Below are 12506 nucleotides of genomic sequence, written 5' to 3'. Positions count from 1 at the left end.
TCAGTCGAAGGTCAGGAGTGCTTCTCCGGGGAGTCGAAGTACATCTGTTCCGGTGCCGACGCGTTCTCGTAGTGGGTGCGGTAGCTGGCGATCGCGTCCGGCCGGACGTTGCGCAGGTCACCGGCCGCGATCAGCGGCTGGAACGGGGTGGCCACGGTGCCGATGATCCACACGTTCTTGTCGTGGGCGCGGAGGATCTCCCGGCCGAGCTCGAGCCGTTTCGCGTCGTCCGCGGTGACCAGCAGCTGGTCGTAGGTCGTCTGCAGCTTGCGGATCTCGCCGGTCGGCTCGAGCGCGAACTTGTCCTTGTGGTTGCCGTACCAGTTGCCGTACTTCGGCGCCCAGTACGTCAGCCCGTTGGTGGGGATGTACCAGAGCGAGTCGATGTCCCACAGGATCGTGGCCGGCGGGTACGCGACCAGGTCGTAGTCGCCGTGCGGGATCTCGGCGTACCAGAGGTCGAGCGTCATCGGCTTGGCGACCAGGTCGATGCCGACGGCCTTGAAGTACCGGCGGCAGTACTCGAGCACGGTGATCGACGCGATCCCGACACCGACCTCGAAGCAGCGGCCGACCAGCTGCATCTTCTTCCCGTCCGGCCGCAGCCGCATGCCGTCCGGGCCGCGCTTGGTGAGGCCCGCGGCGTCGAGCCGCTTGTTCGCCTCGGCGACGTCGTACTCGATGAAGGTCTGGCCCATGCCGTCTTCCCAGTACTCGTCCTCGGGCTGCGCGCACGGGTGCCGGACGAAACCCTGCCCGGCGAGCAGGGCGTCGTTCATCTCCTTGCGGTTGATCGCGTGCGAGAGGCCGGCGCGGAAGTCGAGCTTCTGGAACAGCTCGCGGAGGACCGGATCGGGATGGCTCTGGTTCAGGTTGATCGAGGCGTTCGGCTCGGCGACCCAGCGGTTGACCTTGTAGCCCTTGGACTCCTGGTTGCGGATCAGCAGCGGCAGCTGCTCGGCCTGGATGTCGGTGACCTGGAGGTCGAGCTGCCCGTTCGCCGCGCGCAGACCGAGCGTCTCCGACGGCATCACGGTGTACTGCTGGCTGTCGATGTAGGGCAGTTGCCGGCCCTGCTCGTCGACCTTCCAGTAGTACGGGTTCCGCTCGAGCCGGGCCGTGACACCGGAGCCCTGCAGCGGCGCGACCAGCTTCCACGGGCCGAGCACCGGTACGTCGGCGTTCTTCCAGATGTCCCGCCGGCCCTTGAAGAAGTCGGCCCAGGTCGGCGCCGGGTTCTTCTTCATCGCTGCCTGCAGCTGCGCGGGGGTGGCGAAGTCCTTGTGGAACTGCTTCAGGTAATGGGCCGGCAGCAACAATGCGGACGACGAGTTGAAGCCGGTCAGGCCCATGAAGCACAGGTAGCGCAGAAGCAGACCGTGCGGTACCTCGAACTCCATCCGGAGCGTGGTGGCGTCGACCTTCACGAACTTGCCCGGCTTCCCGCCCGGGCTCAGCCAGTCCGGGAAGACCGGGTTCAGCTCCTTGTTCAGGAACGACTTCTCGTAGGCGAACATCAGGTCGTCGGTGCTGAACGGCTGGCCGTCGGACCACTTCAGGCCCTCGCGCAGGTGGAAGACGTAGACCTTGCCGTCCTCCAGCACCTCCCACTTCGCGGCCAGGCCGGGACCGACCTTGGCGGGCGTGGTCGGTGTCCACTCGAGCAGGCCGGCGAACTCGACGTACTGGTTCTGGGACGCGTTCCGGTCGATCTGGCCGCGCCGCAGGACACCGCCGTACTTGCCGGGGCTCTGGATCGGCTTGACCACCAGCGGGTCCTTGGGCAGCCGTTGCTCGAGCGGCGGGAGCTTGCCGTCCTTGACCAGTTTGGCCAGGACCGGCGACTCCTTGGCGCCCGCGTCGGCGGCGGTCGACGCACCGGTCTTCTTGGCGTCGGTGGAGAAGAACGAGCAGCCCGCGACGGCGCCGGCGGACAAGGAAAGGCCGGTGACCCGGAGGAACGTCCGGCGGCTCAGGGGATCGGACATGGCGACTACCTCCCTCTCCGGGACAGTGACACGAATCCTCTGATACTTCAAGATGTGAGGTACATCTTCGTGATCCTGTATATACGGATCTTCGAAGACAGCTTCCGGTGCAGGCGCTACACTCCAGGCATGCTCAGCGAAGCTGCCGGTGAGCGGTCGCCGTCACCCGCCGTGGCGCGGGCACTGACCGTGCTGGAGACCCTGGTCGAGTCCGACGAGGAGCTCACCCTCACCGCGCTCGCGAAGAAGGCGCGGATCCCGCTCGCCACCTGCGCGTCGATCGTCTACACGCTCGAGCAGCGCGACTACGCCAGCCGCCGGGTGGTCGGGCGCAGCCATTTCTGGCGGCCGACGCTGCGGCTGTACGGACTCGCCACCCAGCTGATCCGCAAGGTCGACCTGTCGTCGGTCGCGTCCCGCGAGATGCGCGAGCTGGCCGACCGGCTCGGGATGCCGGTGCACATCGGCGTCCTCACCGGGTCCTCGGTGGTGTACGTCGCGAAGGCGGCGATGCCCGGGTTCATCCAGTTCGACACCTACCCGGGCAAGGTCTCGCACTTCAACCTGACCGCGCTCGGCCGCGCGATCGCGGCGTACCTGCCGGACGACGAGCTGAAGCCGCTGCTCGACCGGCTGGAGCGTGGCTACGGGCCGAAGGGTAAGGACGTCGACGAGGAGAGCTTCCGCGCTGAGCTGGCCCGGGTCCGTAAGCAGGGCTTCGCGGTCGAGGACCAGGAGGAGCAGGCCGACATCGCCTGTGTCGCGGCGCCGTTCTTCACCGCCGGTGGGCAGGTGGCCGGCGCGGTCGGCGTCACGTCGTTTGCCCGGGACCTGACCCGGGACAAGCGGAAGCAGGCGCAGACCGGGCTGGTGCAGCTGGCCGCCACGGTCTCCGAGCGGCTCGGCGCGACCGACTTCCCGAACGCCTGAGGCTTGCCGGTCCGGCCACGCCGACTTAGGCTTTTCTGAGATCACGGAACTGTTTTCGAAATCTCGAAAAGTCTGAGGAGTGGTTCCGATGGGCCATCGCGGTCCGTACCCCCAGCCCGCCGGTGGGATCAAGGCCACCCTGACCGGTGGCAACACGGTCGGCGCGTCCGTTCGCGAGCGCGCGCCGCGCGCGGACGGCTACCGGCACCTCGACACGCCCGCGCTGATCCGCCGGCTGCGCGAGCTGAACGTGAACACGTACCTGTACTGCATCTGGGACTCGCCGACCGACTTCGACGACCTGTGCGAGGAGTTCCTGCCCGCCGCCGCGGCCGCCGGGATCGACGTTATCCCGTACATCGTGCCGCCGACCGAGACCTCGGAGTACGGCCGTGCCTCGCGCCCGTACCGGCTGGACTACGTCGGCTGGGCGAAGGCGTTCGCCGAGCTCGCGGTGAAGTACCCGAACTTCACGGCGTGGGCGATCGACGACTTCGAGGTCGGCAACAACGCGTCGCTGTTCACCCCGGAGTACCTGCGCGAGTTCACCGCCGCGGCGGCCGCGATCGCACCGGACCTGCGGTTCTACACCTGCGCGTACTTCGGCATGGCCACGAACGCCGAGTTCCTGGACGCGTACGGCGAGTTCGTCGACGGGATCATCTACCCGTTCCTCGACGGGCGCAACGAGAACACCACGGTCGCGGAATCGCTGGGCCCCTGCCTGGACGAGATCCTCGCGCTGACCGACCCGCGCGGGCTCGAGCTGATCCCGCTCATCTACACCGGCCGGTTCCTCGACGCCCCGCTGCACGCGACCCCGGAGTACTGCGCCGCGACGCTGACCACGGCCGCGGAGTACGTCGCCGCGGGGCGGATCCCCGGCGTGATCGCCTATGGCACCCAGCTGGACGACGGTCCCGCGCCGACCGCGGACAACAAGGCGCTGTACGGCAACGGCCGGCTCGCGCTGATCAACTCGCGTGCCCGAGCCGCGGCCGGTACGACGGCGTCGGCCACGCAGCGCGTGCAGGTCGACCCGGGAATGCCGCGCTACGAGGTGTCGTTCTGGTATCACCGCTGGTTCCTCGCGCCGGGGATCGAGCCCGGGGTCTACCAGCTGGAGCTGCTGATCGACGACGCCGTCGTCCGGACCATGGATCTGTACGAGCAGCGCTGGCCCGTGTGGACCAATGGCGACGGCATGGAGGGCCCGGTCGACGTCACGCAGTACGTTGCTGGACGCAACGAAGTCGAGCTCACCTTCCGCCTGCACGTGCTCAAGGACGTTGTAGGGCGGTACATCGACGTCGGCGTGGATCACGTCGAGTCCATCGGGCTGACCGTCCGCAACCCCGGGTTCGAGGCGGACGGCGACTGGATCCTGCGGGGCAGTGGTCCACTGCTGTCCGTCATCGACCACTACCTGGCCGATCGTCCCGCGCGTATCTTCGCGGCCATCGCGCGCAGCTACAGCTAGGAGGGCGATCATGCCTGAGTACCTCAAGACCGGGTGGCCGCAACGGGTCGAACGGCAGCAGGACGTCATCGACACCGTCAGCCGCATCCTCTCCGAGATCGAGCACGAGGGTCTCCCCGCCATCCGCCGCTGGTCGACCCAGCTGGACAACTGGGATCCCGACTCGTTCGTCGTCTCGGCCGACACCATCAAGGCGGCCACGGTCGACGACGAGTTGGCTGCCCACCTCGAATTCGCCCGCTCCCAGGTAGAACACTTCGCCCGAGCCCAACGCGAGACCCTCACGGACCTGGAAGTCGAAACCCTTCCGGGAGCAGTCCTGGGCCACCGGCACATTCCCGTGGCGAAGGTAGGTTCGTACTCCCCAGGCGGCCGCTACCCACTCATCGCGTCGAGCATCATGACCGTCACGGTCCCCAAGGTCGCGGGAGTGGACACGGTCGTCGCCGCAGCCCCACCAAGAGACGCCAACGGCATCTACGGCCCCCAGCTCTACACAATGAACCTCGCCGGCGCCGACGTCATCCTCTGCTTGGGTGGAGTGCAGGCCTTCGCAGCGCTGGCCTTCGGCGTAGAGGATGTCCCGCCAGTCGATCTGGTGGTCGGCGCCGGCAACGCGTACGTCGCCGAGGCCAAACGCCAGTTGTTCGGCACGGTCGGCATCGATCTGCTGGCGGGACCAACAGAGGTGGCCGTCATCGCGGACGAGTCTGCCGACGCCCGCCTGGTCGCCGCCGACCTGCTCGGCCAGGCGGAGCACGGACCCAACAGCCCAGCCCTGCTGGTGACGACCTCGCGAGATTTCGGCGCAGAGGTCATCACTGAGGTCGACCGTTGGCTCGCGGGAGATTGGCCTACCAAAGAGGTTGCCGGCGCCGCCTGGCGCGATCACGGCACCGTCGTCGTCTGCGAGTCCCGCGAAGAGGCCGTCCAGGTCTCGGACAGCTACGCCCCGGAGCATCTCGAAGTACAGACCGCCGACGACGACTGGTACGCCGCGAACCTGCGGAACTACGGCTCGTTGTTCATCGGCCCGGAAGCGACCGTCGCGTTCTCGGACAAGTCGATCGGGACCAACCACGTGCTGCCGACCGGACGGGCCGGGCGGTACACGGGCGGGCTGTGGGTCGGCAAGTTCCTGAAGACGGTCACCTACCAGCGGCTGACCGCCGACGGCGTCCGGTCGATCGCGCCCTCGACGGCGGCGATCGCGGACGCCGAGCTGATGTTCGGGCACGCGCTCACCGCGCGGCTCCGGGATCAGCCCAGGTAGGGCAGGAAGTCGGCGAACTCGGTCAGCAGCCGGTCGACCATCCGGATCTCTTCCTGGTCCGGGTGGTGGGCCGGCTCGCGGCAGTAGGCGCTCGCGAACAACCCCCGGCGGACCGAGATCAGCTTCTCGGCCGCGATGATCCGCTCGGTGTCGAGCATCCAGTACGAGATGTACGGCAGCAGCCGCCGGTGCAGGTCGACCCCGCCCTCCTCGTCGCCACCGGTCAGCCGGCGCCAGATCTCGACGTACACCTCCGTCAGCGAGCACCCCGGCTGGGTGCCGACCGCGCCACGCCGTACTGCGTCCGGCAGTTGAACCCCGGCGTACCCCTCGACCGCGGGGATCGACGGGCTGCCCGCGGCGAGCTCGGCGATCAATGGGCCGGGCGGGCTGGATTCGACCTTGACCAGGCGCAGGTTCGGGTGCTCGGTCGCGATCGCCCGAAGCAGGTCCGCGTCCAGGCTGGTTCCGGTCTCGGCCGGTGCGTACTGCAGCACGAGCGGCACTGGCGCGATCGCCTGCAGGACAGCCCGGACATGCGCGGCGAGCGAGTCTCGGGACGGCGACAGGAAGTGTGGTGGCAACAGATTGATCAGGTCGGCTCCGGCCGCCACCGCCTGCTGCGCGCGCCGCGCGGCGAGCTGGGTGGCGTGGTCCTGGACCGCGATCACCGCGGCCACATCGCCGCGGCCGCGGGTGTGCGAGAGCAGGATCTCGGTCAGCTCTTGGCGCTCGTCCTCGGAGAGCTTGTGGAACTCCGACGCGAAGCCGGGAAACATCACGCTGGTCACGCCGGTGGACAGCACGAACCGGACCACGCGGTCGAAACCCTCGTGGTCGACGTCGCCGTCGGCGGTGAACGGAACCTCGAGGACCGGGGAGACGCCGCGGACCAACAGCGACGCGTCGTTCCGCGCGTCGAGGTCGGTGCCTACCTCTGTGGTGGCCATCGCGCTTCCTCTCTGCGGACTCTGGGACTCTTCGGGCTCACCCTCGGCTCGCGCCGAGCAGGTGGGCGAGTGTGCCGCCGAGGACGGCGAACGTCTGCTCCGGCCGGACCGGCCAGTCCCGGATCCGGTCCAGCTCGGCGAGCGGGACCGTGTACGGCGCGTCGGTCGAGAACACCAGCCGCTCGGCCCCGATCCCCGGCTCGTTCAGGAACCCGGTCAGGACGGTGTCCCAGGGCGCGTACGACGTGTCGCCGTACAGGTTGGGCGCGTGCAGCAGGGCCGGTACGGCGTCGATCCAGAAGTCGGTCGCGCCGCTCTTGCCCATCACGACCGGTAGCTCGGGCCGCCGGCGGGCCAGGCTGGCGAGGGGGAGCGGGAGGGCACTGGCCGGCGTACCGGTGCGCACGTAGACGAACCAGCCTGCCTCGGCGGCGAAGTCGAGCAGTGGGTCGAGGAGGCCGTCGAGCAGGTCGAAACCTTGCAGGACGGAGTCGACCGCCAGGGCGACCGCTCCGGCATCGCGGGCTCGGTCGAGCTCGTCGAGCGCGGCTTGCCCGCGCCACGGGTTCGCAACGGCGTACGCGAGCAGGCGACCGTTCGACTCTGCTGCCGCGGTCGTGGTCGTCTCGTTGCCCTCGCGGTTGTCGTAGGCGATACAGCGCTCCGAGGGTGCGACCACGGCCTGGTCGATGCCGAGGGCATCCATCGTGGCGAGCAGCTCGGCGGGTGACAGGTCGACCTCGCGGCCGGTGCCGATCCGGACATGGGCGTCGATGATCATGCGGGCACCTCCAGCCCGAGGGCGCCGAGCGCATCGGCGTGCACGATGCCGTCGATGATCTCGGCCGGGACCTTCGGCAGGTTGGTCCCGGCGAGCATGTCGTTGACGGTGTGCAGCCCCGCGATCGCCTCGCCGGTGTTCGCGATCGGGAAGTCCGAGCCGAGCAGCAGCTTGCCGGCTGCACCCCACTCGACGGCGTTGACCAGCGACTGGTAGAGCACCCACGGACGCAGGTAGATCGATGACACGTCGGCGTACACGTTGGGGTGTTTGCGGATCGTGACGACGGTCTCGCGGCTCCATGGGTGGCCCATGTGCGCCATCACGATCTTGAGGTCGGGGTGCCGCAACGCGATCTCGTCGGTGACGAGCGGATGCGTGTAGCGCAAGGGCGCTGCGCGGATCGGCGAGGCGCCGGAGTGGAACAGGATCGGCAGCTGGTGACGCTCGCAGTACTCGTAGAAGGCGAAGGCGGGCTCGCCGAGCGGGTCGAAGTTCTGGTAGTTCGGGCCGAGCTTCACACCGACGAGACCGAGCTCGCGGCAGCGGTCGGCCTCGTCCAGAGCGCCGGGCCTGGTCGGGTTGACCGACAGGAAGCCGATCCGTCGGGTGGGGCTGTCCTTGACGAACTCGGCGGTGGCGTCGTTGCAGCGCTCCGGTGGGTACGGCAGTCCGGTGAGCGTCAGCGGGTCGTCGACGGCGATGTTGAACACGATCGACACGTCGGCCGCGGCCATTGCCTCGTTGTAGTCGGCCCACGAGTTCGTCGTCACCACCGGCCGATCGTTGCGCCAGTTCGTGTAGACCTGCCGTTCGTCGTCGGGTACGGCGTCGCGGTGTGTCGGGGTGTGCGCGTGAACGTCGACGATCATCGGAACTCCCGTAGCAGGTCGTCTCGCAAGGTCACTCCCAGGCCGGGTGCGTCACCCAGCCGAACTCTCCGCCCGTCGCTGTCGAGCGGCTTCGCCAGCACGTCCTCGGTGTAGTAGTGCGCGCCGATGATGTCGCTCGGGTACGACGAGAGTCGCGGTACCGCGGCCGCCACGTGCAACTGCGCCGCCGCGCCGATCCCGAGCTCGCCATTTGACCCAAGGAGCACTGGCAGCCCGTGCGCGGCCGCGACCTCGGCCATCCGCACCGCCCGTCCCGGCCCGCCGCTCTTCCCCACATACAAACTCACCACATCCGCCGCCTCCGCCTCGATCACGTCGACGAGATCGTGCATACCGAAAACTGATTCGTCGGCAATCACGGGCAGTCCTAGCTGCCTGACCGCCTTCGTCCCTCGTAGATCACGTGGTTCGAGTGGCTGCTCCAGGAACGCCACACCGAATGCCTTCAGCTGGGGGACTGCGGTGATTGCCTCTGCACGGGTCCAACCACCGTTCGCATCTGTGCCGAGGAAGGCGTCCGGTCCGGCCAGTTCGCGGGCTCGGCGGACTCGGTGCAGGTCGGTGGGGAGGTCGAGGCCGACCTTGACCTTGAAGGCTTCGAACCCGGCCGCGCGCGCCGCTGCGTAGGCACGCTCGAGTTGCTCGTCGTCGCCGGAGAGGGAGAGTTTGATCGGGATCTCGGTGCGGTGCGGTCCGCCGAGGGCTACGGCCAGTGGGACGTCCAGCGTGCGGGCGAACGCGTCCCACAACGCGATCGAGACGCCCGCCTTGGTGAAGTGGTTGCCGTGGAGCAGCTTGTCCATCAGGTCTTCGGCGGCGGCGACCGGCGTCAGGGGTTGGCCGGTAAGCGCGGGCGCGAGGAGCGTGCGGATGAAGTGGTCGGCCGTCGTACCGTCCTCGCCCGACCAGAGCGGGGTCGCGCTGACCTCGCCGTACCCCTCGACACCGTCGCTCGTGCTCACGCGGACGAGCAGGAACTCGGAGCGGTCGTGCGGGCCGCGGGCGCCGCGCACCAGGAGGTCCGGGTCGGCGTTCAGCGTGATGCGCGCGGTCTGGATCGCCGCGATGGTGGTCGTCACACGGGCTCCAGGAGGCGGCGCGGATTGTCGACGAGCATCGCCTGCCGCTGCGCATCGGTGATACCCCAGCCGTCGATCTCCTTGACCCGCGCGACCGCGTAGTCCTGGCTGGCCTGGTCGGAGAGTCCGGCGTCCGTCCCGAAGATCACCTTGTCCGGTGGGGCTTCCTGAAGGATCCGGCGGGCGGCGTACGGCGGCGTGCCGCAGATGCACAGGTAGAGGTTGGGCGTTTCCTGGGTCATCACCAGCGCCTCGCGCCACAGGTCGTGCAGGCCGCCGTGGCCGAGCACGACGCGCAGCTTCGGGTGCCGGCGGGCGAGGGCGGCGATCTGGCCGGCCGTCGAGTACGGCGGTGTGCCGTCGTGGCTCAGCAGGACGCCGCCGACCGCGGTGATCACCTCGCAGATCGGATCGAGCGCGCGCTCGTGCATGCTGAAGCCCTGCAGCCATGGGTGCAGCTTGAGGCCGCGCAGGCCGAGCTCGCCGACCATCCGCTCGGCCTCGTCCACCGCGGTCTTCCGGCGGACCGCGACCGTTCCGAAGCCGGTCATCCGGTCCGGGTGCGCGCGGACGAACTCGGAGAGCCGGTCGTTCGACTCCGGCGTGGGGTCGAACAGGCCGTCATGGCTCAGAACGACGGCGTGCTCGATCCCGGCCGAGTCCATGAACGCGACGAACTCGTCGGCGCCGAACGGCGTCCCGCCCAGCCAGGTCGCGGTCTCCCACGCCGGGGTATGGGTATGGAAGTCGATCACAGCACCTCCGCCAGCTCGATCAGACGGTCGCCGAGCGCGGCCGCCACCTGGTCGAACCACTTCCGCCCGGTCGCCGCATCGGCCGCCTCGGGGTGGTCCGTATAGCCGTCGATCCGCTGCCAGCTCTCGGCCGTGTGGAGGTCGACGTCATCCACTGCGCTCGTCGGTGGGCTGTCGCGGTGCTTGCGCTCGGCAACGAATCGCCCGTCCTGGGCCAGCATCAGGGCGGTCTCGAAGGCGCCGGCGTGACCGGGGACGGGTACGTCGAGGTCGCGAGCCAGGCGCCAGTAGTCGAGGTAGGCGACGTTGAGGTCGTACCTCGTCGTCATTGCGGCCGCGGCTGCCTGACAAACACCTCTGTTGCCGCCATGTCCGTTCACCAGGACGAATCGTCTACCACCGCAGGCCTGCACCGATCTCCCCAGATCGAGAAGAACAGCGAGCAGCGTCTCGGGTGGCAGCGAGAGGGTGCCGCCGAAGGGCAGGTGGTGGTCCGATGCACCGAACGGTACTGCGGGCGCGAGGACGAGTGGCCGGGTGGAGCGTTCGTGGGCCAGCGAGGCAGCTGCCCGGGAGACTGCTTCCGCGAGAATCCAGTCGGTGCCGGTCGCGAGGTGCGGGCCGTGCTGCTCCGTGGCCCCGACCGGCAGAATTACGATTGCTATAGGCAACAGTTCGCTGAGGATAGTCCGATTGCTGTGGTGCCAGTCGACAAGAGTCATCGCGCGCTCCTCGCCACGAGCTGAGCGGTGTGCAGTGCGGCGATGCCGTCGTCCAGTGAGGGATCGCCGGTCTTGCGGGTGCCGTCGTACAGGTCAATGAAGCGTTGGACCTGGCGGTCGAAGCAGCGGGTCATCCGGTCGCCGGGGAAGTGCACCTGGCGGTCGCCGTCGGCGGTGGTGAGCCGGAGGTCGAAGGTGAAGCCGTCGAGGGTGGCGAGGCCGCGGTCGCCGAGGACCGTGAGCTCGCAGCGGGGGAGCGCCGCGGTGAACCAGCCGAATTCGACCAGCGCCTGGTGACCGCTGGGATAGCTGAGCCGCGCGCCGGTCAGGTTGGGCGCCTGGAGGTCGCCGCGAGTTCTGCGCGCCCAGGCATCGTCCAGGCTCTCCGGCCGGCCGCCGAGCAGGTGGCTGAGCCAGTCGAAGAGGTGCGCGCCTTCGTGGACCACCGGGGTGCCGTGGGCCAGGGTCGCGGTGATCCGCGCGGTGTGCTCGACGTCGGCCGGGCGGAAGACCTCGTCGTAGATGTGGGCGCGCACGAGGACTGGCGTACCCAGCGTCCCGTCGTCGATCCACGTCTTCAGCTGCTGGATCGCCGGGTCGTGCCGATACGTGAGTCCGACCTGCACCCGCTGCCGCTGCTCGTCGTCGAGCTGCTCGTAGATCGCGGCGGCCTCGACCGAGGTGGCGACCGGCTTCTCGGCGAGGACGAAGAGGCCGGCCTGTGCGTACCGAACCACGAGCTCCGGCGTCACCCACGGCGGCGTCGCAAGCACGACACCGTCAAGACCGCCCGGCGCCAGCTCGGCAACGACTCGTACGTCGTCGGCTCGACCCGCGGACCGGGCGGTGAACGCTGACCGGCGGTCCGGATCGGGGTCCGCCACCTGCACCAATCGGACCGCGGGGTGCCGGCGGAGGGCGGGCAGGTGGGCGCCGAGACCGATGTCACCGAGTCCCGCGAGCCCCACCCGCATGGTCGCTCCTTCAGAATACCGGATTTAATTTCTGCTATCCGAAGCTTAAGAGCTACCCGCCCGCGCCGCAACGGGCTGACTAGAGCGTGATCCAGTACCGCCGCGCGACGCCGAGCCAGGTGTCGCGGATGTCCTCGAGCACCCCGCCGTGGCGCTCGATCGTCTTCGCGGACGCCTCGTTGCCGGCGTCGCAGGTCAGCAGCACCCGGTCCAGCCCGCGCGCCCGCGCTCGTTCGAGCACCTCACCCAACGCCCAGCTCGCGAGTCCGCGCCGCCGCGCCGACGGACGGATCCCGTACCCGATGTGGCCGCCACCCTCGAGCAGTTTCGCGTTCAGCGTGTGCCGCAACGTGATCGCGCCGAGGTACGTCCCACCCTCGACGATCCACCAGAACGTGGCCGGCACCAGGTCCTCGGTGACGCCGATGCTGTCGTCGCTCAGCTCGTGCAACCGCTTGGTCCAGGCGGCGAAACCCTCGACCGTGCTCAGATCCTCGGCCTCCCACAGACCAGCACCGTCCTGCGACTCGTCGCCCCACTCGCGCGCCGACTCCCTCCAGGAGTCCCGCAGGGCAACCGTCGGCTCGATCAACTCAGGCATGCCCACGAGAGTAGGGCTGGGCGCCGCGCCGGCCCACCGAGTTTCAACGCAGAAGGCCGCCCATCCCCGGGTAGGGGTAG

General features: G+C 68.9%; 12 protein-coding genes. 3 read left to right on the top strand and 9 right to left on the bottom strand.

Annotated features, from left to right (window positions below; genetic code table 11):
- Positions 1-11: 11 nt before the first annotated feature.
- Positions 12-1988 carry an ABC transporter substrate-binding protein gene (locus AB0E69_RS37960; RefSeq protein ID WP_360158086.1) on the bottom strand — a complete coding sequence of 659 codons (1977 nt, stop codon included), beginning with the start codon at positions 1986-1988 and terminating at the stop codon, positions 12-14.
- Between the two features lie 129 nt (positions 1989-2117).
- Here AB0E69_RS37960 and AB0E69_RS37955 point away from each other — a divergent pair, with 129 nt between their 5' ends.
- From AB0E69_RS37955 to hisD, 3 genes are all read left to right on the top strand, one after another.
- Complete coding sequence (locus AB0E69_RS37955; protein ID WP_360158083.1) at positions 2118-2918, top strand: IclR family transcriptional regulator; 801 nt, start codon at positions 2118-2120, stop codon at positions 2916-2918.
- 88 nt (positions 2919-3006) lie between these two features.
- Positions 3007-4398, top strand: a complete 1392-nt coding sequence (locus AB0E69_RS37950; RefSeq protein ID WP_360158080.1) for a hypothetical protein — start codon at positions 3007-3009, stop codon at positions 4396-4398.
- Positions 4399-4408: 10 nt separating this feature from the next.
- Entirely contained in the window at positions 4409-5671 is a 1263-nt protein-coding gene (gene hisD, locus AB0E69_RS37945; protein ID WP_360158077.1) for a histidinol dehydrogenase, read from the top strand.
- On the opposite strand, the gene AB0E69_RS37940 is transcribed toward hisD, so the two are convergent.
- The 8 genes from AB0E69_RS37940 to AB0E69_RS37905 form a co-directional block, all read right to left on the bottom strand.
- Complete coding sequence (locus AB0E69_RS37940; RefSeq protein ID WP_360158074.1) at positions 5659-6621, bottom strand: dihydrodipicolinate synthase family protein; 963 nt, start codon at positions 6619-6621, stop codon at positions 5659-5661. The two genes, hisD and AB0E69_RS37940, sit on opposite strands and share 13 nt — an antisense overlap.
- 37 nt (positions 6622-6658) lie before the next feature.
- Positions 6659-7402: an amidohydrolase family protein gene (locus tag AB0E69_RS37935; RefSeq protein ID WP_360158071.1), complete on the bottom strand. Its 744-nt coding sequence runs from the start codon at positions 7400-7402 to the stop codon at positions 6659-6661.
- Complete coding sequence (locus AB0E69_RS37930) at positions 7399-8274, bottom strand: amidohydrolase family protein (RefSeq protein ID WP_360158068.1); 876 nt, start codon at positions 8272-8274, stop codon at positions 7399-7401. The genes AB0E69_RS37935 and AB0E69_RS37930 overlap by 4 nt, the downstream gene beginning before the upstream one ends.
- A complete protein-coding gene (locus AB0E69_RS37925) occupies positions 8271-9374 on the bottom strand; it encodes an enolase C-terminal domain-like protein (RefSeq protein WP_360158065.1) in 1104 nt (367 codons plus the stop codon). Before AB0E69_RS37925 ends, AB0E69_RS37930 begins: the two co-directional genes overlap by 4 nt.
- Positions 9371-10129 (bottom strand): amidohydrolase family protein, encoded by a 759-nt coding sequence (locus tag AB0E69_RS37920; protein WP_360158062.1) that lies wholly within the window; start codon positions 10127-10129, stop codon positions 9371-9373. The genes AB0E69_RS37925 and AB0E69_RS37920 overlap by 4 nt, the downstream gene beginning before the upstream one ends.
- Positions 10126-10800, bottom strand: coding sequence for a creatininase family protein (locus tag AB0E69_RS37915; RefSeq protein WP_360158059.1), 675 nt, complete (start codon positions 10798-10800; stop codon positions 10126-10128). The genes AB0E69_RS37920 and AB0E69_RS37915 overlap by 4 nt, the downstream gene beginning before the upstream one ends.
- Positions 10801-10847: 47 nt before the next feature.
- Positions 10848-11825 carry a Gfo/Idh/MocA family oxidoreductase gene (locus AB0E69_RS37910; protein ID WP_360158056.1) on the bottom strand — a complete coding sequence of 326 codons (978 nt, stop codon included), beginning with the start codon at positions 11823-11825 and terminating at the stop codon, positions 10848-10850.
- 79 nt (positions 11826-11904) lie between these two features.
- Entirely contained in the window at positions 11905-12426 is a 522-nt protein-coding gene (locus tag AB0E69_RS37905) for a GNAT family N-acetyltransferase (RefSeq protein WP_360158053.1), read from the bottom strand.
- Positions 12427-12506: the final 80 nt, after the last annotated feature.

Origin of the sequence: Kribbella sp. NPDC026611, assembly GCF_040638345.1 — a bacterium.
In the GTDB taxonomy this organism is placed as follows: domain Bacteria; phylum Actinomycetota; class Actinomycetes; order Propionibacteriales; family Kribbellaceae; genus Kribbella.
The sequence above is the reverse complement of the archived record's forward strand: the minus strand, read 5'-3'. Positions and strand labels throughout refer to the sequence as shown.

Coding starts and splice junctions, on each gene's coding strand:
- AB0E69_RS37960 (WP_360158086.1), bottom strand. CDS start 1,988: ATGTCCGATCCCCTGAGCCGCCGGACGTTCCTCCGGGTCACCGGCCTT.
- AB0E69_RS37955 (WP_360158083.1), top strand. CDS start 2,118: ATGCTCAGCGAAGCTGCCGGTGAGCGGTCGCCGTCACCCGCCGTGGCG.
- AB0E69_RS37950 (WP_360158080.1), top strand. CDS start 3,007: ATGGGCCATCGCGGTCCGTACCCCCAGCCCGCCGGTGGGATCAAGGCC.
- hisD (WP_360158077.1), top strand. CDS start 4,409: ATGCCTGAGTACCTCAAGACCGGGTGGCCGCAACGGGTCGAACGGCAG.
- AB0E69_RS37940 (WP_360158074.1), bottom strand. CDS start 6,621: ATGGCCACCACAGAGGTAGGCACCGACCTCGACGCGCGGAACGACGCG.
- AB0E69_RS37935 (WP_360158071.1), bottom strand. CDS start 7,402: ATGATCATCGACGCCCATGTCCGGATCGGCACCGGCCGCGAGGTCGAC.
- AB0E69_RS37930 (WP_360158068.1), bottom strand. CDS start 8,274: ATGATCGTCGACGTTCACGCGCACACCCCGACACACCGCGACGCCGTA.
- AB0E69_RS37910 (WP_360158056.1), bottom strand. CDS start 11,825: ATGCGGGTGGGGCTCGCGGGACTCGGTGACATCGGTCTCGGCGCCCAC.
- AB0E69_RS37905 (WP_360158053.1), bottom strand. CDS start 12,426: ATGCCTGAGTTGATCGAGCCGACGGTTGCCCTGCGGGACTCCTGGAGG.